Origin of the sequence: Nitriliruptor alkaliphilus DSM 45188 (assembly GCF_000969705.1) — a bacterium.
GTDB lineage: Bacteria > Actinomycetota > Nitriliruptoria > Nitriliruptorales > Nitriliruptoraceae > Nitriliruptor > Nitriliruptor alkaliphilus.
The window spans coordinates 1,303,297-1,328,975 of record NZ_KQ033901.1; the positions used below are offsets into that span (position 1 = coordinate 1,303,297).

25 protein-coding genes are annotated in these 25,679 nt (G+C 72.0%); 22 read left to right on the forward strand and 3 right to left on the reverse strand.

Annotated features, from left to right (window positions below; all coding sequences use genetic code 11):
- Positions 1-6 precede the first annotated feature (6 nt).
- Positions 7-450 carry a MarR family winged helix-turn-helix transcriptional regulator gene (locus NITAL_RS06155; protein ID WP_052665242.1) on the reverse strand — a complete coding sequence of 148 codons (444 nt, stop codon included), beginning with the start codon at positions 448-450 and terminating at the stop codon, positions 7-9.
- Positions 451-565: 115 nt separating this feature from the next.
- Here NITAL_RS06155 and NITAL_RS06160 point away from each other — a divergent pair, with 115 nt between their 5' ends.
- The 7 genes from NITAL_RS06160 (at position 566) to NITAL_RS27055 (ending at position 6,960) form a co-directional block, all read left to right on the forward strand.
- A complete protein-coding gene (locus NITAL_RS06160; protein ID WP_083441279.1) occupies positions 566-2,026 on the forward strand; it encodes a 6-hydroxynicotinate reductase in 1,461 nt (486 codons plus the stop codon).
- Positions 2,023-2,913: a UPF0280 family protein gene (locus NITAL_RS06165; RefSeq protein ID WP_052665243.1), complete on the forward strand. Its 891-nt coding sequence runs from the start codon at positions 2,023-2,025 to the stop codon at positions 2,911-2,913. The genes NITAL_RS06160 and NITAL_RS06165 overlap by 4 nt, the downstream gene beginning before the upstream one ends.
- A complete protein-coding gene (locus tag NITAL_RS06170) occupies positions 2,900-3,490 on the forward strand; it encodes an amino acid synthesis family protein (protein WP_052665244.1) in 591 nt (196 codons plus the stop codon). Before NITAL_RS06165 ends, NITAL_RS06170 begins: the two co-directional genes overlap by 14 nt.
- Positions 3,487-4,074 carry an amino acid synthesis family protein gene (locus NITAL_RS06175; protein WP_052665245.1) on the forward strand — a complete coding sequence of 196 codons (588 nt, stop codon included), beginning with the start codon at positions 3,487-3,489 and terminating at the stop codon, positions 4,072-4,074. Before NITAL_RS06170 ends, NITAL_RS06175 begins: the two co-directional genes overlap by 4 nt.
- Before the next feature lie 79 nt (positions 4,075-4,153).
- The gene (locus NITAL_RS06180) at positions 4,154-5,026 is read left to right on the forward strand and encodes an NAD(P)-dependent oxidoreductase (protein WP_211262235.1); all 873 of its coding nucleotides are present in this window, start codon (positions 4,154-4,156) and stop codon (positions 5,024-5,026) included.
- On the forward strand, positions 5,026-6,711 hold the full coding sequence (locus NITAL_RS06185; protein ID WP_052665246.1) for a DEAD/DEAH box helicase: 1,686 nt from the start codon (positions 5,026-5,028) through the stop codon (positions 6,709-6,711). The genes NITAL_RS06180 and NITAL_RS06185 overlap by 1 nt, the downstream gene beginning before the upstream one ends.
- Before the next feature lie 81 nt (positions 6,712-6,792).
- The gene (locus NITAL_RS27055; protein WP_157041656.1) at positions 6,793-6,960 is read left to right on the forward strand and encodes a hypothetical protein; all 168 of its coding nucleotides are present in this window, start codon (positions 6,793-6,795) and stop codon (positions 6,958-6,960) included.
- Between the two features lie 94 nt (positions 6,961-7,054).
- On the opposite strand, the gene NITAL_RS06190 is transcribed toward NITAL_RS27055, so the two are convergent.
- Positions 7,055-7,747: an alpha/beta hydrolase gene (locus NITAL_RS06190; protein WP_211262236.1), complete on the reverse strand. Its 693-nt coding sequence runs from the start codon at positions 7,745-7,747 to the stop codon at positions 7,055-7,057.
- Between the two features lie 179 nt (positions 7,748-7,926).
- Here NITAL_RS06190 and NITAL_RS06195 point away from each other — a divergent pair, with 179 nt between their 5' ends.
- The 12 genes from NITAL_RS06195 to clpB all read left to right on the forward strand — a co-directional run bounded on the left by NITAL_RS06195 (position 7,927) and on the right by clpB (position 22,213).
- Positions 7,927-8,517: a TetR family transcriptional regulator gene (locus NITAL_RS06195; RefSeq protein WP_052665248.1), complete on the forward strand. Its 591-nt coding sequence runs from the start codon at positions 7,927-7,929 to the stop codon at positions 8,515-8,517.
- A gap of 212 nt (positions 8,518-8,729) precedes the next feature.
- Entirely contained in the window at positions 8,730-10,589 is a 1,860-nt protein-coding gene (gene dnaK, locus NITAL_RS06200; RefSeq protein ID WP_052665249.1) for a molecular chaperone DnaK, read from the forward strand.
- Positions 10,590-10,777: 188 nt separating this feature from the next.
- Complete coding sequence (locus NITAL_RS06205; protein WP_157041657.1) at positions 10,778-11,221, forward strand: Hsp20/alpha crystallin family protein; 444 nt, start codon at positions 10,778-10,780, stop codon at positions 11,219-11,221.
- A gap of 61 nt (positions 11,222-11,282) precedes the next feature.
- The gene (locus tag NITAL_RS06210) at positions 11,283-11,951 is read left to right on the forward strand and encodes a nucleotide exchange factor GrpE (RefSeq protein WP_052665251.1); all 669 of its coding nucleotides are present in this window, start codon (positions 11,283-11,285) and stop codon (positions 11,949-11,951) included.
- A 69-nt stretch (positions 11,952-12,020) separates the two neighbouring features.
- Positions 12,021-13,172: a molecular chaperone DnaJ gene (gene dnaJ / locus NITAL_RS06215; RefSeq protein WP_052665252.1), complete on the forward strand. Its 1,152-nt coding sequence runs from the start codon at positions 12,021-12,023 to the stop codon at positions 13,170-13,172.
- Between the two features lie 11 nt (positions 13,173-13,183).
- Positions 13,184-13,834 (forward strand): heat shock protein transcriptional repressor HspR, encoded by a 651-nt coding sequence (locus NITAL_RS26285; protein WP_083441282.1) that lies wholly within the window; start codon positions 13,184-13,186, stop codon positions 13,832-13,834.
- 93 nt (positions 13,835-13,927) lie between these two features.
- Positions 13,928-14,566 carry a Uma2 family endonuclease gene (locus NITAL_RS06225; protein WP_052665253.1) on the forward strand — a complete coding sequence of 213 codons (639 nt, stop codon included), beginning with the start codon at positions 13,928-13,930 and terminating at the stop codon, positions 14,564-14,566.
- 108 nt (positions 14,567-14,674) lie between these two features.
- Complete coding sequence (locus tag NITAL_RS06230) at positions 14,675-15,961, forward strand: acetyl-CoA C-acetyltransferase (protein ID WP_052669487.1); 1,287 nt, start codon at positions 14,675-14,677, stop codon at positions 15,959-15,961.
- 63 nt (positions 15,962-16,024) lie between these two features.
- Positions 16,025-17,395 (forward strand): 3-oxoacyl-ACP reductase, encoded by a 1,371-nt coding sequence (locus NITAL_RS06235; protein ID WP_052665254.1) that lies wholly within the window; start codon positions 16,025-16,027, stop codon positions 17,393-17,395.
- A gap of 69 nt (positions 17,396-17,464) precedes the next feature.
- The gene (locus NITAL_RS06240) at positions 17,465-18,328 is read left to right on the forward strand and encodes a MaoC/PaaZ C-terminal domain-containing protein (protein ID WP_211262238.1); all 864 of its coding nucleotides are present in this window, start codon (positions 17,465-17,467) and stop codon (positions 18,326-18,328) included.
- A gap of 95 nt (positions 18,329-18,423) precedes the next feature.
- Positions 18,424-19,431 (forward strand): 1-aminocyclopropane-1-carboxylate deaminase, encoded by a 1,008-nt coding sequence (locus tag NITAL_RS06245; RefSeq protein WP_052665255.1) that lies wholly within the window; start codon positions 18,424-18,426, stop codon positions 19,429-19,431.
- 148 nt (positions 19,432-19,579) lie between these two features.
- A complete protein-coding gene (gene clpB, locus NITAL_RS06250; RefSeq protein WP_083441283.1) occupies positions 19,580-22,213 on the forward strand; it encodes an ATP-dependent chaperone ClpB in 2,634 nt (877 codons plus the stop codon).
- Positions 22,214-22,243: 30 nt separating this feature from the next.
- On the opposite strand, the gene NITAL_RS06255 is transcribed toward clpB, so the two are convergent.
- On the reverse strand, positions 22,244-22,978 hold the full coding sequence (locus NITAL_RS06255) for a class I SAM-dependent methyltransferase (RefSeq protein ID WP_052665256.1): 735 nt from the start codon (positions 22,976-22,978) through the stop codon (positions 22,244-22,246).
- A 167-nt stretch (positions 22,979-23,145) separates the two neighbouring features.
- Between NITAL_RS06255 and NITAL_RS29170 the strand changes: the two genes are divergently transcribed.
- From NITAL_RS29170 to NITAL_RS06270, 3 genes are all read left to right on the forward strand, one after another.
- The gene (locus NITAL_RS29170) at positions 23,146-24,705 is read left to right on the forward strand and encodes an HD domain-containing phosphohydrolase (protein WP_052669489.1); all 1,560 of its coding nucleotides are present in this window, start codon (positions 23,146-23,148) and stop codon (positions 24,703-24,705) included.
- A gap of 87 nt (positions 24,706-24,792) precedes the next feature.
- Entirely contained in the window at positions 24,793-25,089 is a 297-nt protein-coding gene (locus NITAL_RS06265; protein WP_052665257.1) for an antibiotic biosynthesis monooxygenase family protein, read from the forward strand.
- Positions 25,090-25,105: 16 nt separating this feature from the next.
- Positions 25,106-25,579, forward strand: a complete 474-nt coding sequence (locus tag NITAL_RS06270) for a DoxX family protein (RefSeq protein WP_052665258.1) — start codon at positions 25,106-25,108, stop codon at positions 25,577-25,579.
- Positions 25,580-25,679: the final 100 nt, after the last annotated feature.

Consider the following 25,679-nt stretch of genomic DNA (forward strand, 5'->3'; position numbering starts at 1 on the left):
ACCGGGTCAGTCCTCGCGGCGTTGACCACCGTCCCCGAGCGCACGGAGCAGGTCGAGCAGGACCTCCCGCTGGGACGGAGCGATCGGCGCGAGGGTCGCCTCCGTGATCTCCGCAGCCAGGGGGATGCATCGCTCGGCGAGTGCGACCCCGTCGTCGGTCAGCGAGACCGTCACCCGGCGCGCATCCTGTTCGTCGGGTGCGACCGCGACGAGGCCCCGGGCGGTCAGCCGGTCGACCACCCCCTTGATCGTCGCCGCATCGACCGCGATGTCACGACCGAGCAGGTTCTGCGACGACGGGCCGTGCTGGTGGAGGCGGACGATCGCGGAGAACTGCGTCGGGGTCAGGTGCCTCGGCATGCGGTCGGCGAACAACGCCGTGTGGCGCTGGTGGGCTCGGCGCAGCAGGAAGCCGACCTGGTCGTCGAGGCGGTACGGGGCAACGGTCATGGCGGTCGACTCTAGTCATCGGGTGTGCGCCGCACGGGGCGCACTACTGTTTGCATGCCAACACTGTATAGGTGTACAAACATAGTTGCGCCGACGTCCGCGTCGGCACGGGAGGATGATGGTGAGCGCCACCGCGGAGACGGACGACAAGATCCGCTGCGAGGCCTGCCCGATCCGTTGCCGTATCGCCGAGGGTCGGACGGGGGCCTGCGATCGTTACGCGAACTTCGACGGCGTGCTCACCCGCGTCGACCCGCTGGTCCTCCTCGAGCAGCAGGGGCCGGATGGTGCGGTCGTCCCGTTCGAGGCCAAGGAGTGGCAGGGCGACCTCGTCACGTCGGCGGCGCAGATCACGGGGATCGGGGCCGGCACCACCTACCCCGACTACAAGCCGGCGCCGTTCATCGTCGCCAGCGAGCGCGACGGCGTGGACGTGGTCACCGTCGTGACCGAGGGCATCTTCAGCTACTGCGGCGTCAAGGTGAAGATCGACACCGACCGCCACGTCGGCGCGGAGAAGGCCACCATCCGCACCACCGACGGCGCCGACGTCGGGCACGTCACCACCGCCGAGTACGGCTCGCAGATGCTCGCGCTCGGCGGCGTGAACCACCTCACGGGCCAGGGCCGCAAGAACGGCGTCGCGACCTGTCAGCTCATGCTCGACCTGTGCTCCGGTCGAGCGGTCGAACTCGAGATCGAGGGGGGATCGTCGCTGGTGATCCAGGCTGGTGAGGCACCCATCGTCGACGGCGAGCTCGAGCACCGCATGCGCGTCGGCTGCGGCTCGGCCACGATCGGGATGTTCGCGCAGCGCTGGTCCGGCCTCGTCGACGACGTCGTCGTCCTCGACGACCACATCACCGGCGTCATGTCCGAGCACCAGGCTGGCGCGGTCCTCGGCGTGCCGCCGTCGGGTATCAAGCTACGCGGACGCAAGTCCACCCCGGGCCGCTACTTCGAGGTGTCCGAGCCGGGCTCCGGCTGGGGTGGGACCCGCCTGAGCGACCCGCTCGAAGCGCTGGGTCCGTTCGACCCGAGGACGGCGACGCCTGGTCAGACGCTGCTGATGACCTCCACCACCGGCGACCACGTGGCCTACTTCGTGCTCGACGAGGCCCTCCGGCCGGTCGAGCACGAGGTACCGACCGAGCTGCTGCGATCGGTCGAGCTGATCCAGGAGAACTGCGAACCGGCGATCGCGTCCGTGCTGTTCATGGCGGGTGCCGGCGGCTCCCTGCGCGCCGGCGCGACCAGCAACCCGGTCAAGCTGACCCGGTCCATCCGGGAGACGCTGACCAAGGTCACCTGCGGCGGCGCCCCGGTCTACGTGTGGCCGGGTGGCGGCATCACCATCATGGTCGACGTGACCAGGATGCCGGCGAACGCCTTCGGTTCCGTGCCCACCCCGGCACTGGTGGCGCCCATCGAGTTCACCATGGCCGTGTCCGACTACGAGGCGCTCGGGGGGCACACCGGGGCGATCCGTCAGCTCGACCAGGTCCTCGCCGAGACCACGCTCGGTGGCCGATGGGTCGGCGGGACCGAGGTCGAGCCGGCCGGAGGCCAGCCGTGATCCCGCCCCTCGCCACCCGCCTGCCGGACGGACGCCGTCTGCACCTCCAGCACGGCCCCATGGACGTCATCATCGAGGTCGACGGCTCACGCGACGCCGTCGCCGCCGCCGAGACGGCCGCTGTCGCCCGCTTCGAGACCATCCTCGCCGAGCTCGTCCCGCAGCTGGCGACCCTCCGCGCGCCGGTGGACGCGAGCACGAGGGTGTCGGGCACGGTGGCTCGACGGATGGTCGCCGCGGCCCGTCCGTTCGCGGCGTCCACCTTCGCCACCCCGATGATCGCGGTCGCCGGTTCGGTGGCAGATGAACTGCGCCACCACATCGCCGCGGTGCCTGGCGTGCTCCAGGCCTACGTCAACAACGGTGGGGACGTCGCCCTCCACGTCACGGCGGGACGGGTGGTGCGCGTCGGGCTGATGCCCTCCGACCGCGTGGCCGACCCGGACACCATGCTGCCGGTCACCGCCGACTCGCCGGTCCGCGGCCTGGCGACCTCCGGGTGGGGTGGCCGCAGCTTCAGCCTCGGTATCGCGGACGCCGCGACGGTGGTCGCCACCTGCACGGCGGTCGCCGACGCGGCCGCCACGCTCATCGCGAACGCCGTGGACCTGCCCGGGCACGCGGCCATCACGCGGGCGCGCGCGACCGACCTCGACCCCGACTCCGACCTCGGCGACCAGTTCGTGACCACCGAGGTCGGCCCGCTCAGCGACCGCGACGTCGACGCGGCGCTCGAGCGGGGAGTCAGCGCAGCGCGGCGCATCGTCGCCGACCACCCCGATGTCCTCGGTGCCGTCCTCGGTCTGCGCGGCCAACGCCGGATCGTCGGCGAGACGCTCGTCGCGGTCGGACCCGACCCCCAGGAGCTCGTGCATGCCACCCGCTGACCGCTTCCGCGTGCGCCGCGAGGTGCTCTGCGCCGAGGAGGTGCACCACGAGGGCGGTCCGCGTCCCGAACGGCCGCTGCGCCGGGTCGCGGCCCTGGCCGTGGTCGACAACCCCTTCGCCGGCCGCTACGAGCCCGATCTCGAACCGGTCATGGCCGAGCTCGAGCCGCTCGGGGTTCGGCTCGCGACGCGGCTGGTCGAGGCGCTCGGCGGCTCCGACCGCGTCGCCGGGTACGGCAAGGGCGCCCTCGTCGGCGAGGACGGCGAGCTGGAGCACGGCGCCCTCTGGCACGTGCCGGGCGGCTACGCGATGCGCCGGGCTCTGGGCGAAGCGCTCGCGATCGTGCCGTCCGCCAAGAAGGTCGGTGGCCCCGGCACGCGGCTCGACGTGCCGATCACCCACCGCGATGCGTCGTACGTCCGCAGCCACTTCGACGCGATGGAGATCGGGCTCACGTCCGGCCCCGCACCGGACGAGCTGGTCCTCGCCCTGGTGATGACCGACGGGCCCCGTATCCACGCGCGCGTCGGTGGCCTCACCCCTGACCAGATCACCGAGAGGAACGGCCTGCGATGAACACTCCCGAGATCCGCAAGATCGTCACCCGGGTCGAGGAGACCCACCGCGAGGCCGGGGTCGACCTTCCCGCGCCGACGCGGAAGGCGGCCGTCGCCGCCGTCATCGCCAACCCCTTCGCGGGCCGTCACGAGGAGGATCTCGAGCTGCTCTTCGCGATCGGTGAGCAGCTCGGCGAGCAGCTCGGGACTCGGGCGGTCGAGGCGCTCGGCATCGACCCCGGACAGGTCGAGAGCTACGGCAAAGCGGTCCTCGTGGGCACCGATGGTGAGCTCGAGCACGCCGCCGCGATCCTCCACCCCCGCCTCGGGAAAGGGCTGCGCGCCGCGACCGGCGGCGGCAGGGCCCTCATCGCCTCGTCCAAGAAGGTCGGCGGGCCGGGGCAGGTGCTCGACGTGCCGCTCGGCCACAAGGACGCCGCCTACGTCCGCTCCCACTTCGATGCCATCGAGATCTGGGTCAACGACGCGCCCCGGCGGGCCGAGCTGCTCGTCGCGGTCGCCGTCACCGACTCCGGTCGGCCGCTGCCGCGCGTCGGTGGGCTGACCGTCGATGGGATCGAGGGCACGGACGGTCTGCGGTGACCTGACGCCTCGGCCGCCCGGTCCGCGTGCTCCCGCGGCGGCGCTACCGTCGCCTCTCGACCAGACCGTCGGAAGGCACGTGGTGATCGGCTTCATCGGGCTCGGGGCGATGGGGCGGCCGATGGCGGCCAACCTCGCCGCCGCAGCGCCGACCCGTGTGTGGAACCGAACCGTCGCGGTGGCGCACGCCCATGCCGAGGCACACGGCACCGAAGCCGTGGAGGATCTCGCCGACCTGGGCGTCTGCGACGTGATCGCCACCTGCCTGCCGACCACGACCGAGGTCGCCGCGGTCGCCGAGACGCTCGCGCCCCTGCTGTCGCCCGGCACCACGTGGATCGACCACACCTCCGGCGATCCGGCCGCCTCGCGCGACCTGGCCGCGCGGCTCGCGGAGCGCGGTGTCGACTACCTCGACGCGCCCATCTCCGGTGGGACCGACGGCGCCGAGGCCGGGACGCTCACCGTGATGCTCGGCGGCGAACCGGCGGTCGTGGACCGCGTCTCCTGGTACCTCGATGTCGTCGGCCGAACGATCGTGTTACTCGGTCCCATCGGTGCTGGGCACGCGACGAAGGTCGTGACCAACGCCATGCTGGCGACCACCCTCCTGGCCGCCGCCGAGGGTCTGGTCGCCCTCGAGCGCCTCGGCGTCTCGACCTCCGTCGCGCTCGAGGTGGTCAACGGCAGCGCCGGACGCAGCTACGTGACCGAGCGCCTCTTCCCCGAGCGGATCGTGACGCGCGAGTTCCCGAACACCTTCGCCATGCCGCTGCTCGCCAAGGACGTGCGGCTCGCCGGTGAGGTGCTCGCCGAGGCCGACGTCGAGGGGCCGGTCCTGGCCCTGGTCCAGCAGCTCACCGACGCGGCGGCCGACCAGCTGGGCCCGGACGCCGACCACAGCGCCCTGGTCCAGCTCGTCGAGCGTGCTGCCGGCGTGGAGTTGACCTGATGACCAACGACGACACGAGCGCGGTGAGCTTCACCGACCTCGGGCTGCGGCCCGAGCTGCTGCAGGCCCTCGACACCCTCGGCTACGAGGAACCGACCCCGATCCAGCGCGAGGCGATCCCCCCGTTGCTCGCGGGCCGCGACCTGCTCGGCCAGGCGGCGACCGGGACCGGGAAGACCGCGGCGTTCGCGCTGCCCGTGCTGCAAGGGCTCGGTCCCCTCGAGGAGCGGGGCAAGCAACCGCACGCCCTGATCCTGGTCCCGACGCGCGAGCTCGCGATGCAGGTGTCCGAGGCCTTCCACCGCTACGGCCGCGATCTCGAGGCCCGCGTGCTGCCGATCTACGGCGGCCAACCGATCGGCCGCCAGCTCAAGGAGCTCGGGCGCGGCGTCGACGTCGTCGTCGCCACCCCCGGGCGTGCGCTCGACCACCTCAGCCGTGGCACCCTCGACCTCACGGCCATCGCCGACGTCGTGCTCGACGAGGCCGACGAGATGCTCGACATGGGGTTCGCCGAGGACCTCGAGGCCATCCTCGCCGAGACGCCCGAACACCACCGCACGATGCTGTTCTCGGCCACGATGCCGCCCCGTATCGACAAGATGGCCCGCTCGCACCTCCACGACCCGGTGCGCATCACCCTCGGCCGGGACGACGTCGCCGCGGGCGAGTCTCCCCAGATCCGCCAGAGCGCCTATGTCGTCACGCGAGCGCACAAGCCCGCCGCCCTCGGTCGGATCCTCGACATCGAATCACCGGTGGCCACCATCGTGTTCTGCCGGACCCGCATCGAGGTCGACGAGCTCACCGAGACGATGAACGGCCGCGGCTACCGGGCCGAGGCGCTGCACGGCGGTATGAGCCAGGAGCAGCGCGACCGTGTGATGGACCGGCTGCGCAGTCAGACCGCGGACCTGCTCGTGGCCACCGACGTCGCCGCTCGCGGCCTCGACGTCGACCACCTCAGCCACGTCGTCAACTACGACGTGCCGTCGGCTCCCGAGGCCTACACCCACCGCATCGGTCGTGTCGGTCGTGCGGGCCGCGAGGGGGTGGCCATCACCCTCGTCGAGCCGCGCCAGCACCGACTGCTGAAGGCGATCGAGCGCCACACCCGCACGAAGATGGAGGTCGACAAGGTCCCCACCGTCGCCGACCTGCGTGCGCGCCGCCTCGAGCTGACCCGCGCCGCGATCCGCGAGACGCTGGTCTCGGCCGACGAGGGGGGTGAGGACGGGCTCGACCGCTTCCGCGCGGTCGTGGGCTCGCTCAGCGACGAGTTCGACCTGGTCGAGGTCGCCCTCGCGTCGATCAAGCTCGCCCACGAGTCGCTCGGTGGCAGCGACGAGGACCAGGTCGAGCTACCCGACGTCACCCTCAAGCCCGACCAGCAGGACGCCCCGAAGAAGCGAGGGCCCCGCCACCAGCCGGCCGGCGGCACCGAGCGCATCTTCGTGGGCCTCGGGCGCAGCGCCGGGATCCGGCCCGCCGACCTCGTCGGTGCCATCGCCGGGGAGTCGTCGGTCAGCGGTCGCGAGATCGGGGCCATCGAGATCACCCACCGGTTCTCGTTGGTCGAGGTCCCCGCCGGCAAGGTCGACGAGGTGGTCCAGGCGCTGCGCGCCACGCAGATCAAGGGCCGCAAGGCGACCGTCAAGCGCGACCGGGGCACCAAGGGGCGCTGATCGGTTGGAGGTCGCAGGGAGCACGGCAGTACGCTGTCGCTTCGCCGCCCCGGCCGGGCGCCGTGCCGTCAGGAGGACCCCGTGGAGCTGTGGCAGATCGTGCTGATCACGTTCTTCGTCCTGCTGCCCATGGCGTTGCTGCTCGACTTCTGGCCCCACCGCGAACGACTGTCGCGGACGGGCGCCCCCGTCCCGCGCGAGTGGGACCGTCAGATCACCCACGAGCCGCACGACGACGAGCACCACTGACCGATCCGACGGACGGTCGTGGAGCACCTTCACCTGGGGCATCCGCTCCCGCAGCGGGCGCTCGGGTCCCGGTGTGCTCGAGCTCTCCGCGTGCTCAGGGTGGAGGGACGGTCGAGCACAGGCGGGCATCCAGCCAGGTGGTCACGATCGGCAGGGTCGTGTCGAGGTGGTCGTGGAACAGCAGGTGCCCGGCGTCGGGCACGACCGTGACCTGGGTGGAGGCCAGCCCCGACCAGCGGGTGAACAGCCGGGTCGCCCATGCCGGGATGGCCGCGTCCCGCTCCCCGTTGAGCACCAGGGTCGGAGGCGCAGTGGCCGGCGCCTTCGCGGTGAAACCGAACAGGCTCGCCACGGCGAAGTCCGGTGTGGATCCACGAAGCAGGCCGAAGACCGCCAGCAGCCCGCCCAGGCTCGACCCCATCAGCACGACCGGAAGCGACCACCGGCTGCGGGCGTAGGCGATGACGGTGTCGGCGACCTCGATCGCCTCCTCGATGGTGCAGTCGCCACGCGGGCCACCGGACAGGCCATGGCCAGGACGGTCGATCACCAGCACGTGGTAGCCGTGCCGTGCGAGCAACCCCGCGACCTGGAAGTAGAAGCGGGCGTGGCTGCCGCTGCCGGGCTGGAACACGACGACGGCGCACGGCAGCGCGGCCCGGTGAAGATCGAGGTGGAGCGGCACACCGGCGTCGTCGAGCCAGACGTCCTCGATGTCGTCGAGCAGGCGGTCGACCTCCTCGGCGCCGCCCGCCATCGCGGTCAAGTGCGGGCTCGCGTGCGTCATCCGACGAACCGCCGACGTCATCGCCGCCTCGCGGTCGGCAGCCGATCCGGACGCCGGTCCGATCGGCGTGTCGTGTGTCACGTGTCCGCCTCCAACTAGCTTGTCGACAGGCAAGCTGCCTGCTAGCCTGTCGGCAAGGAAGATCGTTCTCTCCGTCGGTCGGACGCCCGAGGGCCGCCATGGACGCACCGCCACGCACGGATGGCCGCGCCACGGACATGCGTCGGCGCATCCTGGAGGTGGCCCGCCGGCGGTTCGCTGCCGACGGCGTGGCCGCCACGAGCCTGCGCGACATCGCCGAGGAACTCGGGGTCACCAAGGCCGCCCTCTACTACCACTTCCCCCGCAAGGCCGACCTCCTGCACGAAACGCTCGTGCCGATGGCCGACGCCGTGAGCGCCTGGCTCGAGCGGGCTGAAGGCAGCGACGCCCCCGTCCGCGGACTCCTCGAGGACTACTTCGACGTCGTCCGGCAGCACCACCGCCTCATCCAGGCGCTGGGTCGAGAACCAGGCGCCCTCCAGGGCTCGCCCATCGCCGATCGCCTCGTCGGCTGGATCGAACGAGCGCAACGCATCCTCGCCGGGACCGACGCGGACCTCGAAGCGCGCGTCCGCGCGACGGTGGCGATCGGAGGACTGGCCCGCGCCGCCAGCTTCGTGGCAGCCGACGACACCGACGCCCTGCGCGCGATCGCTGTCGATGCCGCGCTCGACGCCCTGCAACCGCCCCAGGATCCCAGCGCTCCGGCGTCGACGGGTCGGGCCTAGTCGAGGACCTGGTGGGAACGCTGGGCAAGGTGCGCTGAGCCGCAGCTGCATACCTGAGCTGTACCGACTCAGGTAATCTGCTCCGGACAGGTGCGCGGCCGTTGCGTCGATGAGCCGCGCTCGTAACGTGCGCACTAGCGACGCAGGTTCGGGGGGCTCCCCTGGCGCTGCGCCCCAGACCCGACACACGACTACCGCGAGGAGGCCCGGAGATGGCCAAGGCCGTCGGCATCGACCTCGGAACGACCAACTCGGTCGTCTCCGTCATGGAGGGTGGCGAAGCCACCGTCATCGCCAACGCCGAGGGCGCGCGCACGACGCCGTCCGTCGTCGCGTGGTCCAAGACCGACGAGGTGCTGGTCGGTGAGGTCGCCAAGCGCCAGGCGGTGACCAACGCCGACCGCACCATCCGCTCGGTCAAGCGCCACATCGGTTCGGACTGGAAGGCCGACATCGGCGGGAAGCAGTACACCCCGCAGGAGATCTCGGCCCGCATCCTGATGAAGCTCAAGCGCGACGCCGAGTCCTACCTCGGTGACGAGGTGACCCAGGCGGTCATCACCGTCCCGGCCTACTTCGACGACGCCCAGCGTCAGGCCACCAAGGAGGCCGGTGAGATCGCGGGCCTCGAGGTGCTGCGCCTGGTCGCCGAGCCGACGGCTGCGGCCCTCGCCTACGGTCTCGAGAAGACCGAGGAGCAGACCGTCCTGGTCTTCGACCTCGGTGGTGGGACCTTCGACGTCTCCGTCCTGGAGATCGCCGAGGGTGTCTTCGACGTGAAGTCGACCGCCGGTGACAGCCAGCTCGGTGGTGACGACTGGGACGAGGTGCTCATCGACTGGATGGTCACCACGTTCAAGAACGACCACGGCGTCGACCTCAGCAACGACCGCATGGCGCTCCAGCGCCTCAAGGAGGCCGCGGAGAAGGCCAAGATCGAGCTGAGCTCGTCGCAGGAGACCAGCGTCAACCTGCCGTTCCTGACGGCGACCGACGCCGGCCCGCTCCACTTCGAGTCGACCCTGACCCGGGCGAAGTTCAACGAGCTGACCAAGCCGCTGCTCGACAAGCTCAAGGCGCCGTTCGAGGCGGCGATCCGCGAGTCCGGCGTGAAGCCCGCCGACATCGAGCACGTGATCCTGGTCGGCGGTTCGACCCGCATCCCGGCGGTCCAGGACCTGGTCAAGGAACTGACGGGCGGCAAGGAACCCAACAAGGGCGTCAACCCCGACGAGGTCGTCGCCATCGGTGCGGCGCTGCAGGCAGGGGTCCTGAAGGGCGACGTCAAGGACGTGCTGCTCCTCGACGTCACGCCGCTCTCGCTCGGCATCGAGACCAAGGGCTCGATCACCCACAAGCTGATCGAGCGCAACACCACCATCCCGACCAAGCGTTCCGAGGTGTTCACCACCGCGGACGACAACCAGCCCTCGGTCGAGATCCACGTGGTGCAGGGCGAACGTGAGATGGTCAGCGACAACAAGTCGCTCGGCAAGTTCATGCTCACCGGCCTGCCGCCGGCGCCGCGCGGGATGCCCCAGATCGAGGTCACCTTCGACATCGACGCGAACGGCCTCGTGCACGTGTCCGCCAAGGACCTCGGCACGGGCAAGGAGCAGTCGATGACCATCACCGGGGGTTCGGCCCTCCCGAAGGACGACATCGAGCAGATGATCGCCGACGCCGAGGCCCACGCTGCCGAGGACGCCAAGCGCCGCGAGGCGGCCGAGGTCCGCAACCAGGCCGACACCCTCGCGTACCAGACCGACACCACCCTCAAGGAGCACGGCGACAAGCTCGATGCGGCCACCAAGGCCGACATCGAGCAGGCGCTCACCGAGCTGCGTGAGGCGCTGAAGGGCGAGGACACCGACGCGATCAAGAGCAAGGTCGAGGCGCTCGCCGGCAGGAGCCAGGCGCTCGCGCAAGCGATCTACCAGGCCACCGCCGACCAGGCCGAGGCCGGCGACGCGGGTGCGGCGACCGGCGACGACGCCGCGGCGTCCGATGACGAGGACGTCGTGGACGCCGAGGTGGTCGACGAGGGCGACGACCAGCAGGCTTCAGGCTGAGCACGACCGGGGGCGCGTCGCGGCGCGCCCCCGCCAGTAGATCGAGATCGAGAGTCGCCGGTGGCGCGGACGAGGTCCCCCAGGGACCGAGGAGCACGCACGGCGCAGATGAGAGTCGCCGGTGGCGCGGACGAGGTCCCCCAGGGACCGAGGAGCACGCACGGCGCAGATGAGAAGGGAGGCACGTGATGTCCACGATGACCAACTACCACCCGTACCGCGATGTCGCCCCGCTCAGCGAGGTCGACCGGTTGTTCCGCCAGGTTCTCGGCGGCGGCCCGGACGCCGCCGCGACGGCGGGGGCCTTCGCTCCCGCGATCGACGTCGAGGAGACCGAGGACGGCTACACGCTCCACGTGGAGCTGCCGGGTGTCCCGGCCGACGACGTCGACGTCTCGCTCGAGGAGAACGTCCTGACCGTCTCCGGTGAGCGGCGCTTCTACGACGAGCGGGACGAGCGTTCGTTCCGTCGCATCGAGCGGCACGTCGGCCGGTTCCACCGGTCGGTTCGGCTGCCCGATCGCGTCCAGGGTGATGGCGTGACCGCCACCGCCAAGGACGGGGTCCTGACCATCGTCGTGCCGAAGGCCGACGAGGCCAAGCCGCGACGGATCCCCGTCACCGCAGGTTGAACCCCGAGGCGGCGACTGACCGGTCGCCGCCTCCCGTCCGCCCCCGCCGCCGAGGAGCACCGTGAGCGAGTACCCCGATCAGGTCACCGATCCCGAGTCGCCGACGCAGGAGCCTGCGCCGGCGGCTGCTGGCGTCCCTGACCCGACGGCGGAGGAGGAGCTCGCGGCTGCGGTCGCCGGCACCTTCCCCGACGACGACAGCTCGGACGCCTCAGGCGAGGGCGACGCCCCGCACACCGAGCTCCTCGAGGTCGACGATCCCCGGACCCGAGAGGAGCTGATCGTGGCCGCCCACGAGGCCGAGCGTCAGCGCGACGAGTACCTCGACGATCTGCGCCGCGCGCGGGCCGAGTTCGAGAACTTCCGTCGCCGTACGGGCCGCGAGTCGGCCGCGGCCCGCGATGCTGGCCGCGGTGACGTGGCGTCGGCGCTCCTCGAGGTCCTCGATGACCTCGACCGGACGCTGGCCGCGTCGGAGGGCTCGGCCGACGAGACGCTCGTCAAGGGCGTCTCGCTGGTGGCCGAGAAGCTGAGCTCGACCCTGGCTGGGCTCGGGCTCGTGCGGATCGATCCGCTCGATGATCCGTTCGACCCGTCGCTGCACGAGGCCGTCCAGCACTTGCCGGCCGACGAACCGACCGACGCCCCCGTGGTCGATTCCACGCTGCGGCCCGGCTACCGCCTCGGTGATCGGGTGCTGCGGCCCGCGATGGTGGTGGTGCGCGGTTGAGCACGACCCCGGCCCGGCCGGGATGACGAGACGACCGGACGACGTTCCGCACCGGAGGAGGTGAGGCCCGTGGCAGCGCAGCGTGAGTGGCTCGAGAAGGACTACTACGAGGCGCTCGGCGTGGCCGAGGACGCCTCCGCCGACGACGTCAAGAAGGCCTACCGCAAGCTGGCGCGCGAGAACCACCCGGACGCCAACCCGGGCGACCCGTCAGCGGAGCGGCGGTTCAAGGACGTCGGCGAGGCCTACGCGGTCCTCAGCGACGCGACCAAGCGGCGCGAGTACGACGAGCTGCGTCGCCTCGGGGCGGCGGGTTTCGGCGGTGGTGGCCGCGGTGGCGATCCGTTCGGTGGCGCAGCGGGTGGCTTCGCCGGTGGCGACCTCGGGGACCTGCTCGGCCAGATGTTCGGCCCGGGCGCGACCCGCGGTGGCCCCGCCGGCCGACCCCGACGTGCCCGTCGCGGCAGCGACCTGCGCGCTGACGTCCACCTCACCTTCGAGGACGCGTTCGCGGGCGTGCGCACGACCCTGCGGGTCACCGGGGACGGCGCCTGCGACACCTGCGGAGGGTCCGGGGCCGCGCCGGGTACCTCGCCCGTCCGCTGCGAGACGTGCAGCGGTCGTGGCCAGGTGACGGTCGATCAGGGTCCGTTCTCGTTCGCCCAGCCGTGCCAGCGGTGCGGTGGCCGTGGCCAGCGCATCGAGTCGCCCTGCGCGACCTGCACGGGGACCGGGCGTGTGGTCAAGCCGCGCCAGCTCACCGTGAAACTGCCGGCCGGCGTCAAGGACGGCGCGGTCATCCGCGTCGCGGGTCGCGGTGGCCCCGGAACGGACGGTGGACCGTCCGGCGACGTGCTCGTGTCGGTCCACGTCGCGCCGCACCCGCTGTTCGGTCGCCGTGGTGACGACGTGACCCTCGAGGTCCCGATCACCTACGCCGAGGCGGTCCTCGGTACGAAGCTGACCGTCCCGACGCCCCGTGGCGGGACCCGCACCATCAAGGTCCCGGCCGGGTCGACGTCGGGTCGGACCCTGCGGATCCGTGGCGAGGGTGCGCCGAAGCGCGGCGGCGGCCACGGCGACCTGCGCGTGACCCTCCGCATCGACGTTCCGTCGCGGCCGAGCCGCGACCAGAAGCGCCTGCTCGAGCAGCTCGCCGAGCTTGACGACACCTCCACGCGCGACGCCGAGCTGCTCGGCGGCGTCGTGCGCGACGGCTGAAGGGGGTGGCTGTGAACGCCACCAGGACGCCCGGGACCGCTGAGCCGGACGAGAGCTCGCAGCAGCGGTTCCTCGAACCACATGCGCCCGAACCGGGGCGGGCCTGGTCCTGGTCGGCGCGACGCCGTGCCGACCAGCAGGCAGATCAGCCCGGCGCCGGGGCGGACCGCTTCGATGCGACCGAGGACGAGGATGCCCCCGTCTACGTCATCTCGGTCGCTGCCGAACTCGCCGATCTGCACCCGCAGACCCTGCGCGCCTACGAACGCGAGGGCTTGCTGACGCCTGCCCGGACCGAGGGCGGCACGCGCCGTTACTCGCACCGGGACGTCGAGCGGCTCCGGTTGATCAAGACGTTGACCACCGACGAGGGCCTGAACCTCGCCGGCGTGCGGGTCGTGCTCGAGCTCGGCGAGAAGCTCGAGGGCGCGCGGCGCCGGGTCGGTGAGCTCGAGGAGATGGTGCGGGTCCTGGCCGAGCGGCTCGACGCGCGACCGGCCGGTGACCGCTTCGACCTCGTCAAGTCGCCGACCCGTGACGTCGAGGTTCACCAGCTGCGCAGACGGACCGGTCAGCGTGGCAGCTCGCCGCGTCCGAACCGGCCCCCGGTGCAGCGTGCGACCCCGATCCCGCCGCCCGAGCGCCGTTCCGCGGATGCCTGACAGCGGTCGCCTCCCTCCACAGCCGGTCGGAGCGCACGGGCCGCGTCCGGTTCCGCGGAGGTAGGCTCGGAGGCGACGTCGTGGTGAGAGGCGGTGGACGTGGTCACCACCGAGCAGCGGTCGACGCGGCGCGGACCTTGGACCTACGAGCGGCTGTGCGCCGCGACGCCCGTCGACAACGTCCGTCGCGAGATCATCGACGGGTGGCTCTACATCGACGGCCAGCAGGTCGACGACCCGATGGCCGACGTCGCGTCGGACTCGTCGCGCCCGCTGCACGGTGACGCCGTCCGCGAGGTGCTCGTCGCGCTGGTCGAGTACCGACACGAGCACGACACCGGAGGGCAGGGCTACACCGCCCCGCTGGACGTCGCGTTCGGTGACGTCGTCCTGCAGCCGGACGTGTTCTGGCTCCCGCGACCGGCGCCGCGTCGCGAGCTGCCGATCGCGGTCCCACCGTTGCTGGTGGTCGAGGTGTCCTCACCGTCGACCCGGGGGCACGACCTCGTGCGCAAGCGACGCGTCTACGAGCACGCCGGCGTCCCCGAGTACTGGTTCGTCGACAACGACGCCCAGCGGTTCGAGTGCTACGTGCTCGAGGGCGACGCCTACGCCCCGCCCGCGCTGGTACCGCGTGGCCAGCGGGTCCGCTCCGCGGCGCTGCCCGGCTTCGAGGTGGCGGTCGACGTCGTCCTCGGCCCGGACGACGACGATCCGGTCGGCAACAGCTGATGTGACAGTGTTCGCTGTCGCGGACGTGGCCGTGTGGGGGTGCTCGCGGGTGGCACGCGACCGCGTGCTCGTGGCAACCTCGCGGCTCGCTGTCGTCGGCCCTGGAGCCTGCTCGTGCCCGAGATCCGTCGCGTCGCCGTCCTCGGTGGCAACCGCATCCCCTTCGCCCGCTCCAACGGCCCCTACGCGCGGGCATCCAACCAGGACATGCTGACCGAGGTGCTCGACGGGCTCGTGGCCCGGTTCGGGTTGCAGGGCGAACGCCTCGGCGAGGTGGTCGGCGGCGCGGTGCTCAAGCACAGCCGGGACTTCAACCTCACCCGCGAGGCGGTGCTCGGCAGCGCCCTCGACGGGGCGACGACGGCCTACGACATCCAGCAGGCGTGCGGCACCGGCCTGCAGACCGCGTTCGCGGTCGGGGACAAGATCGCCCTCGGCCGCATCGAGGCCGGCATCGCCGCCGGGGTCGACACCACCTCGGACGCCCCGATCGCCGTCAGCGAGGACCTGCGCCGGTTCCTGCTCAGCCTCAACTCGGCCAGGACACCGCAGGACCGCATCAAGCTGCTCGGCAACTTCCGGCCCGGCATGATCGGCATCGAGGCCCCCCGCAACGCCGAGCCGCGCACCGGCCTGTCGATGGGCCAGCACATGCAACGGACCGCGGACGCGTGGGGGATCGAACGAGAACCCCAGGACGAGCTCGCCGTCGCCAGCCACCGGGCCGCCGCCGCGGCCTACGACCGCGGGTTCTTCGACGACCTCGTTGCGCCCTACCTCGGCCTGACCCGCGACCAGAACCTGCGTCCCGACTCGGATCCGGAGAAGCTCGCCGAGCTCGGTCCGGCGTTCGCGAACCCGGACGGGTCCGGCACGCTCACGGCGGCGAACTCGACCCCGCTGTCGGACGGCGCTGCCAGCGTGCTGCTCGCCAGCGAGGCGTGGGCCGAGGACCGCGGGTTCAGCCCGCTCGCATTCCTCGTCGACCACGAGACCGCCGCCGTCGACTACGTCCACGGCGAGGACGGGCTGCTCACCGCCCCCATCCACGCCGTGCCGCGCCTGCTCGACCGCCACGGGCTGAGCCTGCAGGACTTCGACCTGTACGAGATCCACGAGGCGTTCGCGTCGACGGTCCTGGTGACCCTGAAGGCCTGGGAGGACGACGGGTTCTGCAAGGAGCGGCTCGGGCGTGACGGGGCGCTCGGCCCGATCGACCGCGACCGGCTCAACCCCACCGGTTCGTCGCTCGCGTTCGGTCACCCGTTCGCCGCGACCGGCGGCCGCATCCTGGCCAGCGCTGCCAAGCAGCTCGACGAGCGGGGTGGTGGCCGAGCCCTGATCTCGATCTGTGCGGCCGGTGGGAACGGCGTCGTCGCCATCCTCGAGCGCTGACCGTCGATCGTCCGTCCTCGATCCCGCGATCCGCACCCCACACGTTCGACCGGAGAGGCTCCCGTGGCCGACCTGCTGCAACAGCTCCTGACCAGCCCCATCGGCAAGCAGATCACCGACACCCTGGCGGTGCCGACCCCACCCGAGCTGCGCCGGTACGAACCCGGCCAGCCGCTCCTGCACGGACGTGCCCTCGTCGTCGGCGCAGCCGGCGGCGCGGTCCGCGGCCCCGTTGCCGACCTGCTCACGAACGCCGGCCTCGAGGTGGTGACCGAGGACACCGACACCAGCGCCGAGCCGGCCGGTGACGAGCAGCCCGAGCGGTTCGGCGCGGTGCTCGTCGACGCGACCGGCATCGAACGCAGCGCCGAGCTCGGGCAGCTGCACGAGCTGCTTCAGCCGGTGCTCAAGCGTGTGCGCTCGTCGGGTCGCATCATCGTGTTCGGGCGCCCGCCCGAGGACGCGACCGATCCGCACGCGCGTGCCGCGCAGCGGGCGCTGGAGGGTGTGGTGCGCTCCCTCGGCAAGGAAGCCCGCGGCGGCACGACGGCCCAGCTCGTGCAGGTCGGCGCCGGTGCCGAGAACGACCTCGACGCGGCCGTACGGTTCCTGGTGTCCGCCCGGTCCGCGTACGTGTCCGGCCAGGTGCTGCGGGTCGGCCCGTCCTCGTCCTCGGCTGCCGACCTCGACTGGGACCGGCCGCTCGACGGGCACGTGGCGCTGGTCACCGGCGCCTCGCGCGGCATCGGGGCGGCGATCGCCCGGGTCCTGGCCCGCGACGGCGCCCACGTGGTCTGTCTCGACGTCCCCGCGCAGGGCGACGCGCTCCAGCGGGTCGCCAACGAGATCGGTGGTACCAGCCTCCAGCTCGACATCACCACCGAGGACGCACCGCAGCGCCTGGGCGACCATCTGAAGCAGCGGCACGACGGCGTCGACGTGGTGGTCCACAACGCCGGCATCACCCGGGACAAGACGCTGGCCAACATGGACCGCGGCTGGTGGGACGCGGTCATCGCCGTGAACCTCACCTCGCAGGAGCGCATCGACGACGCGCTGCTCGATGACGGCGTGCTCAACGAGGGCGGTCGGATCATCTGCGTGTCGTCCATGGCTGGCATCGCGGGCGGGAAGGGCCAGTCCAACTACGCCGGGTCGAAGGCCGGTGTCATCGGCCACGTCGAGGCGCTCGCACCGGCGCTCGCCGACCGCGGCGGGTCGATCAACGCGGTCGCGCCCGGGTTCATCGAGACCGAGATGACCGGCGCGATGCCGCTGGTGCCTCGCGAGTTCGGTCGGCGCATGAACAGCCTCAGCCAGGGCGGTCTGCCGGTCGATGTCGCCGAGGCGATCGCGTTCTTCGCCTCACCCGCAGCGGTCGGGTGCAACGGCACCACCCTGCGCGTCGACGGCCAGCACCTCATCGGGGCCTAGCACCGTGCGTGCTCCCTCGGCCCCTCGAGGGCCTCGGTCCGCGACACCGGCGACATCGGAGCTTCCCACGTGACCACGATCGAAGAGCTCGACCAGCTGCCCTCCCTCGGGAGGCTGTACGCCCGCGCCGCCGTCAGCGGCGCCCTGCCCGGCAGCGGCGACGACCTGCCGGACCGCACGCTCCAGGTCGGTGATCTCGCGGTCGACCGCGACCACCTGGCGGACTACGCGCGTGTCTGCGGCTACCGGTTCACCGACGCTTTGCCGGCGACCTACATCCACGTGCTGACCTTCCCGTTGCAGGTCGCGTTGATGGCCGATCGGCGCTTCCCGTTCGCGCTGCCCGGCCTGGTGCACGTCGCCAACCGCACCGAACAGCAGCGCCCGGTGACCGCCGACGAACCGCTGTCGCTGACGGTCCGGACCGCGGACCTGCGGCCGCACCGCAAGGGCCGGCAGTTCGACGTCGTCTCGGTCGCCCGGGTCGGCGACGAGCTGGTCTGGTCCGGGGTCAGCACCTACCTGCGGCGAGGCACCAGCGGGGACGAGGCCGCCGACGAGCTCGAGCTACCGCTCGACCCGCCCCCCGCCGACGCCGACGGTGCTCGGTGGCGGGTCGCAGCCGACACGGGTCGGCGCTACGCGGCGGTGTCCGGCGACCGCAACCCCATCCACCTGACGCCGCTGACCTCCCGGATGTTCGGCTTCCCGAGGCCGATCGCGCACGGCATGTGGACGGCGGCCCGAGCCCTCGCGGCGATCGAGGACCGCACCCCGGCCGCGGGCGTGCAGGCCCTGCGGTTCGGCAAGCCGCTGCCGATGCCGCGGACGGTGACCTTCGCCGCCGCCGCGCGGGACGGTGGCTGGTCCTTCGCGGTCCGCGACCCGCGCTCGGGCGCTCCGCACCTGACCGGCACCGTCACGCCCGGCTGAGCGATGCCGACCGTCGGGTCGACACGCGGCTCGGCCCTGCCTGCCTCGACCCCGCACCGACCGGTAGGTTCCGCCTCCCGACCGGAGACCGTGCCGTGGGCCTCGACGAGTTCGAACGCGTTCCGCTGCTCTTCGGCCCCTCGCCGGTCCATCCCTTGCGTCGGCTGAGCGAGCACCTCGGCGACGAGGTCGAGATCTGGGCCAAACGTGAGGACTGCAACTCCGGCATCGCCTTCGGCGGGAACAAGGTCCGCAAGCTGGAGTACCTCGTCGCGGACGCGCTGGCGCAGGGCTGCGACACGCTCGTGTCGATCGGCGGTGTGCAGTCGAACCACACCCGGGCCGTGACCGGCGTGGCCAACCACCTCGGGCTGAAGGCCGTCACGGTGCAGGAGCACTGGGTCGACTGGCCCGACGTCGTCTACGACAAGGTCGGCAACCTCCAGTTGACCCGCATCATGGGTGGCGACGTGCGGATGGACCCCGCGGGGTTCGACATCGGGATCCGGGACTCGTGGCAGCGCGCGTTGTCCTCGGTCGAAGAGGCCGGTGGCAGGCCCTACCCCATCCCCGCGGGCGCGTCCGACCACCCGCTCGGTGGCCTGGGGTTCGCGAACTGGGTCGCCGAGGTCGCCGCGCAGGAACGCGACCTCGGGATCACCTTCGACACCGTCGTCGTCTGCACGGTGACGGGCTCCACCCACGCCGGGATGATCGCCGGGGCCGCGCTCGAGGGCGAGGGTCGGCGCATCATCGGGATCGACGCGTCGGCGACCGTGGACCGGACCCGTGAACAGCTCACGCGGATCGCCACCCGGACGGCGGAGATGATCGGCGTCGATCGGGACCTGTCGGCTGACGACATCGAACTCGTCGACGGCTACCACGCCGGCACGTACGGCATCCCCGATGCGGCGACGTTGGAGGCGATCCGGACCGCTGCGCGGCTCGAAGGGATGCTGACGGACCCCGTCTACGAGGGTAAGTCGATGGCCGGCCTCATCGGGATGGTCAGATCGGAGCAGATCCGGCCCGGGTCCCGGGTGTTGTACGCCCACCTCGGGGGACAGCCCGCCCTCTCCGCGTACGCGGGCGTCCTGTAGGTCCTGCGCCTGTCCGGCGCAACCCGATGGGGCTCCCTCGGCGCAGGTTCGTTGCGTCCGGATGCCATCCGGCCCCTGCCAGGGCGTGTTCACCCGCGTACCGTCGGTCCCCGGACGCGTTGGACGAGGCCCCGAGGAGGTGACGCGCGTGGATCTGGATCGGTTGACGCACAAGTCGCAGGAGGCGCTGCAGCGCGCCGGCGGCATCGCCCGCGAGCGCTCGCACCCCGAGGTCGGCACCGCCCACCTCCTCGCTGCGCTGCTCGAGCAGGCCGACGGGGTCGTGCTGCCGTTGCTGCAGAAGCTCGGCGTCACGCCGACGACGCTGCGCAACCGGGTGCACGAGTTGCTGACCGAGACGAGCGCGGCCTACGGCGCCTCCGGCGAGGTGTCGCTCGCCCAGTCCCTGGTCCGGGTCCTCGAGGCGGCGCACCGCGAGGCGGTCCAGCTCGGCGACTCCTACGTCTCCACCGAGCACCTGCTGCTCGCCCTGATCGAGGCGGGGGACCGCATCTCCAAGCTGCTGACCGAACAGGGGGTCGGCCGTGACGCCGTGCTCGACGGCCTGCGCCAGGTCCGCGGGGCCCAGCGCGTCGACTCCCAGGACCCCGAAGCGACCTACGAGGCGCTCGAGAAGTACGGCCGCGACCTCACCGAGCTCGCCCGCGAGGGCGGGCTCGACCCCGTCATCGGTCGCGACGAGGAGATCCGCCGCGTCATCCAGGTGCTCGTGCGACGCACCAAGAACAACCCGGTCCTGATCGGAGAGCCGGGGGTCGGCAAGACCGCCATCGTCGAGGGGCTCGCCCGCCGGATCGTCGAGGGTGACGTCCCGACGCTGCTCGAGGACAAGCGACTCGTCGAGCTCGACCTGTCGGCCATGGTGGCGGGTGCCAAGTACCGCGGCGAGTTCGAGGAGCGGCTGAAGGCGGTCCTCAAGGAGATCGAAGCCGCCGAGGGGCGCGTCATCACCTTCATCGACGAGCTGCACACCGTCGTCGGCGCCGGCAAGGCCGAGGGGGCGATGGACGCGGCCAACATGCTCAAGCCGCTGCTCGCCCGCGGCAAGCTGCGGATGATCGGTGCGACCACCCTCGCCGAGTACCGCGGGATCGAGAAGGACGCGGCGCTCGAGCGGCGCTTCCAGCCGGTGCACGTGGCCGAGCCGTCCGTGCCCGACACCGTCGGGATCCTGCGCGGCCTCAAGGAGCGCTACGAGGTCCACCACGGCGTGCGCGTCACCGACGACGCGCTCGTGGCTGCGGCTGCCCTGTCGGATCGCTACCTCACCGACCGCTTCCTGCCCGACAAGGCCATCGACCTGCTCGACGAGGCGTCGGCGCGTCTGCGCATCGCCATCGACTCCTCGCCGCCCGAGATCGACGAGGTCGACCGTCGCATCCGCCAGCTCGAGATCGAGCGGGTCAGCCTCGCCAAGGAGGACACCGCCTCGGCCAAGGCGCGCCTCGACGACCTCGACGCCGAGCTCGCCGATCTGCGCGAACGCGACGCGGGCATGCGGGTCCGCTGGGGTCGCGAGAAGGACGCCATCGGCCACCTGCGTGACGCCCAGGGTGAGCTCGAGCAGCTGCGCGAGCAGGCTGCCGCCGCCGAGCGCGACGGTGACCTCGAGCGCGCGGCCGAGCTCCGCTACGGCCGCGTGCCCGACCTCGAACGCCAGCTCGCGGCGGCTCAGGACGAGCTCGAGCAGCTGCGCGAGGAGGGCGAGTCCCTCCTCGAGGAGGAGGTCGGCGAGACCGAGATCGCCGAGGTGGTGGCGCGCTGGACCGGCATCCCCGTCGCCAAGCTCGTCGCGTCCGAGGCCACCAAGCTGGTCGAGCTCGAGGCCCACCTCCACCGGCGGGTCATCGGTCAGGACGAGGCGGTCGAAGCGGTCGCCAACGCCGTACGCCGGTCGCGGTCGGGGATCTCCGACCCGGACCGTCCGCTCGGCAGCTTCCTGTTCCTCGGCCCGACGGGCGTGGGCAAGACCGAGCTCGCTCGGGCGCTCGCCGAGTTCCTCTTCGACGACGAGCGAGCCATGGTCCGCATCGACATGGGCGAGTACCAGGAGAAGCACACCGTCGCCCGTCTCATCGGCGCGCCCCCGGGGTACGTCGGGTACGACGAGGGCGGCCAACTCACCGAGGCCGTGCGGCGTCGGCCCTACCGCGTCGTGCTGCTCGACGAGGTCGAGAAGGCCCACCCGGACGTGTTCAACGTCCTGCTGCAGGTCCTCGACGACGGGCGCCTGACCGACGGGCAGGGGCGCACGGTCGACTTCCGCAACGTGGTCGTGATCATGACCTCCAACCTCGGCAGCACCCACATCCTCGACGTGACCCTCGGTCCCGACGAGCTGCGCGAACGGGTGATGGCCGACGTGCGCAGCCACTTCCGGCCGGAGTTCCTCAACCGCATCGACGAGGTCGTGATCTTCGACCGGCTCGCCGCCGAGCAGCTGCGTGCCATCGCCGACATCCAGCTCGACCGGCTGCGTCACCGGCTCGCCGAACGCGACCTGACCCTCGAGGTCACGCCGGCGGCGCTCGACTGGCTCGCCGAGCGCGGCTTCGACCCCGTCTACGGTGCCCGGCCGCTCAAGCGGGTGATCCGCAAGGAGCTCGAGGACCGGCTCGCCAAGGCGCTGTTGACCGGCGCGATCGAGGACGGCCGGACCGTGACCGTCGACGTGCACGACGGCGAGGTCACCCTCGGCTCACGTCCGACGGGCGCCCCGGGCGGTGCCGACGACCCCGCGGCCGCCCTCCCCGCCGGATGACCGTCAGGCGGGTGCCACGCCGCGCTCACATCACCTCTCGGCGACCACGAGCAGCTCGCCGGCCGCGGCGCCGATCGGCTGCCGCTCCCACCCTCCGTACACCGCTCGGATCGAGAAGCCGGCCGCGGCGAGCGAGTCGCGGAGCTCGTCCTCGGTGCGGAAGCGCAGCGCGGCGGTGGACGTGAGATGCGTCCCATCATCGAACCGGTAGTGCGTGGCGAAGCTGACCACGCTCCCGTCCACATCGGTCACCTCGGTGAAGAGGTCGACCTCGGTTCGATCCGGGAGCTCGACGATGGACCGCGAGTCCTCGGGGTTCCAGCGATCCCAGGCGCGTGATCGGGGGTCGCGGCTGTCGAAGACCAACCGAGCGCCCGGGACCAGCGCACGATGCAGATCGCGTAGCGTCGTGGCCCACTCGTCTTCGTCGACGAAGAACTGGGCCACGTGCCTGGTCATGAGGGCGAGATCGAACATGCCTTGGCGCAGTGAGGAGGCGGTGCCTTCGACCCAGGTGACGGCGTCGGCGTTCGGCTTGGCGCGAGCGGCTGCGAGCGACGCTGCTGCGGGATCGAGCCCGGTGACCTGATGGCCGGCGGCGGCCAACGCCAGCGCCAGTCGTCCGGACCCACAACCCAGGTCGAGCACCCGAACGCGTGGCGTCTCGTTGGCGACCGCCAGGAAGAACTCATCGATACGCGACCAGCCGTACTCGGCGTCGTACACCGAGACGAGCCGTGGATCGCGGAACTCCGCCTGCTCCATGCCGGAACCGTAGTGGAGGCGATCCCTGCGGTGACGATGCGCGCAGCGCTGACCCGAGGCGCGACCGACACGTCTGCGGGCCTACTGGCTCGCAGTTGTCATCGCCCGCGCGGAGGAGCATGCTCGTGGCGGCTGACGCGTCGCGGTCGGCGGTCCGGAGAGCGGGCGTGGGAGAGGATGCGGTCCCCGATGGCCGGGTCCGGCTGGCCGAGCTGGTCGCGTCGCTGTCGCTGGCGACCGACCTCGGCACCGGCCAGCCGCTCGCGCACGCGTTGCGCACCTGCCTGCTGTCCGTGGAACTCGCCCGCCGATCGGGTGTGGGCAGCGAGCGGCCGGCGGACGTCTACTACGTGGCGTTGCTGCGTTTCCTGGGTTGCACTGCCGACGCGTCCGAGACGGCCGCAGCCGTCGGCGGGGACGAGATGGGCTTCAACGCGGGGATGGCGCCGACGTTGATGGGCACCGTCGTCGAGCAGGTCCGAGCGCTGGCGGCCACCGTCGGAGAGGGGCTACCGGCACCACGCCGTGTCGCGCGCGCGGCGGCGATGCTCGCCGACCCCGGCGGGGCGCGCCGCTCGCTGGCTGCCCACTGCGAGGCCGCGCAGCTGCTCTCGTCGCGCATCGGTGTGGGCCGCGGGGTGACCGTCGCGCTCGAGCGGGCCTACGAGCGCTGGGACGGCAAGGGCCTGCCCGCCGGTATCGAGGGCGAGGAGGTGCCCGAACCCATCCGGGTCGTGGTGGTGGCCCGAGACATCGACCTGTGGGTGCGGCTGGTCGGACTCGACGACGCCGTCGAGGTGATCCGCAAGCGCGCCGGCCGCGCCTACGACCCGTCCGTGGCCGCGGCGTTCCTCGACGATCCGCGGGGAATGCTGGCACTGAGCGACGTCGACGATCCGTGGCATGCCACCCTGGAGGCCGAGCCCGCACCATGGGCGTGGATCGGTCACGGGCAGCTCGAAGGGACGCTGGCGGCGTTCGCGGACTTCGTCGACCTCGCGTCTCCGTGGATGCGCGGCCACTCGCCGGGAGTCGCCGAGCTCGCCGCGGCGGCGGGCACCGTCGCCGGCCTCTCCGTCGAGGCGGTCCGTGCGCTGCGCCTCGCCGGGCTCGTGCACGACCTCGGCCGCGTCGGGGTGCCCACCGGGATCTGGGACCACCCCGGGCCGTTGACCGTCGACGCCTGGGAGCGGGTGCGGCTGCACACCTACCTCACCGAGCGGATCCTCGACCGGTCGGACGTGCTCGCGCCACTGGCCCGCATCGCCGCCTGCCACCACGAGCGCGCCGACGGATCTGGCTACCACCGTGGTGCCCGAGGCGCCGACCTCTCCCGGTCCGAGCGGCTGCTCGCGGCCGCTGACGCCTACCAGGCGCTGACCGAGGCACGCCCCCACCGTCGGGCGCACTCGGCAGGTGAGGCCGGCGAGCGACTCCGGCGCGACGCGCGCTCCGGACGCTTCGATCCGAACGACGTCGAGGCGGTGATGGTCGCGGCGGGCCACGAGCCGAGGCCGGCGGTCAGCGCGAGACCGGCGCACCTGACCGACCGCGAGGTCGAGGTGTTGCGGCTCATCGCCCGCGGCCGTTCCAACCGTGAGGTCGCGGCCGAGCTGGTGATCTCGGTGAAGACGGTCGGCACCCACATCGAGCACATCTACGCCAAGGCCGGCGTGACGACCCGTGCCGGGGCGACGCTGTTCGCGATGCAACACGGGCTGCTGTGACGCGGTACGAAGTTCGGGTGAACGCCCGATGCGTTCCGTGGGGTCAGGGGCGCAGCATCGTGGTGGCACCGATCGAAGGAGCTGCCGATGTACGCCCGAGTGAACCGCTTCCAGGACCGACCCGAGGCGATCGACGACGCCGAACGCCTGGTGGTCGACAAGATCCTGCCGCAACTGCAGACCGTGCCCGGCTTCGCCGGGGTCCTCTCGCTGGTCGACCGCACGTCCGGTGAGTCGCTGGGCATCACGTTCTGGGAGACCGAGGAGGCCATGCGCGCCTCCGAGGCGGAAGCCAGCCGCCTCCGCGGTGACATCAGCGACGGTGCGGGGTCCGAGATCCGTACCGTCGATCGCTACGAGGTCAGCCTGCGGGTGGGCCTCTGACCGGGGAGCGCGACCCATGGCCACCATCACGTCAGCCACCCAGCGTCCGACCGTGCTCGAACAGGTCCGCACCACCGAGCCCCGGCGGCACCTGCTGCCACTGCGCCTCGTGGCGGCAGCGCCGCTGCTCGGGATCGGCCTCGCCCACGTTCTCGCGCCAGAGGCACCGATGCGCCCGCTCGTCGAGGCGGCAGGCTTCCCGGTCCCGGGCGTGCTCGCACCCCTCGCCGTGGCCGCGGAGCTCGTCGCTGGCACCCTGCTGGCGCTCGGCCTGTGGGCCCGCATCGGTGCCGCACTGGCGGTGCCGACGATGCTGGGCGCCGTCTACACCCACCTGGTGGTGGACATCTGGCCCAACGTCGACGCCGAGGAGCCCCCCATCGCGCTCCCCGTCGTCGTCCTGCTCATCGCCAGCTACGTGCTCTGGCGTGGCGCCGGGCGCTGGAGTCTCGATGCCCGTCATGCCCGCGCCGAACGGTCGGGCTCCTGAAGCCACAGCAGGGCCTCGTCACGCAGACAGCGGTCCATCGGCCTCCGCGGAACGGAGAAGGCCAGCGAGCTCACCGGATGACCGGCTACGGTGAGTGGGT

Excerpts from the sequence above, each read along its gene's own strand:
- NITAL_RS06155 (WP_052665242.1), bottom strand. The coding sequence starts at position 450 with ATGACCGTTGCCCCGTACCGCCTCGACGACCAGGTCGGCTTCCTGCTG.
- NITAL_RS06160 (WP_083441279.1), top strand. The coding sequence starts at position 566 with ATGATGGTGAGCGCCACCGCGGAGACGGACGACAAGATCCGCTGCGAG.
- NITAL_RS06170 (WP_052665244.1), top strand. The coding sequence starts at position 2,900 with ATGCCACCCGCTGACCGCTTCCGCGTGCGCCGCGAGGTGCTCTGCGCC.
- NITAL_RS06175 (WP_052665245.1), top strand. The coding sequence starts at position 3,487 with ATGAACACTCCCGAGATCCGCAAGATCGTCACCCGGGTCGAGGAGACC.
- NITAL_RS06185 (WP_052665246.1), top strand. The coding sequence starts at position 5,026 with ATGACCAACGACGACACGAGCGCGGTGAGCTTCACCGACCTCGGGCTG.
- NITAL_RS06190 (WP_211262236.1), bottom strand. The coding sequence starts at position 7,747 with ATGACGCACGCGAGCCCGCACTTGACCGCGATGGCGGGCGGCGCCGAG.
- NITAL_RS06195 (WP_052665248.1), top strand. The coding sequence starts at position 7,927 with ATGGACGCACCGCCACGCACGGATGGCCGCGCCACGGACATGCGTCGG.
- dnaK (WP_052665249.1), top strand. The coding sequence starts at position 8,730 with ATGGCCAAGGCCGTCGGCATCGACCTCGGAACGACCAACTCGGTCGTC.
- NITAL_RS06205 (WP_157041657.1), top strand. The coding sequence starts at position 10,778 with ATGTCCACGATGACCAACTACCACCCGTACCGCGATGTCGCCCCGCTC.
- NITAL_RS06255 (WP_052665256.1), bottom strand. The coding sequence starts at position 22,978 with ATGGAGCAGGCGGAGTTCCGCGATCCACGGCTCGTCTCGGTGTACGAC.
- NITAL_RS06265 (WP_052665257.1), top strand. The coding sequence starts at position 24,793 with ATGTACGCCCGAGTGAACCGCTTCCAGGACCGACCCGAGGCGATCGAC.
- NITAL_RS06270 (WP_052665258.1), top strand. The coding sequence starts at position 25,106 with ATGGCCACCATCACGTCAGCCACCCAGCGTCCGACCGTGCTCGAACAG.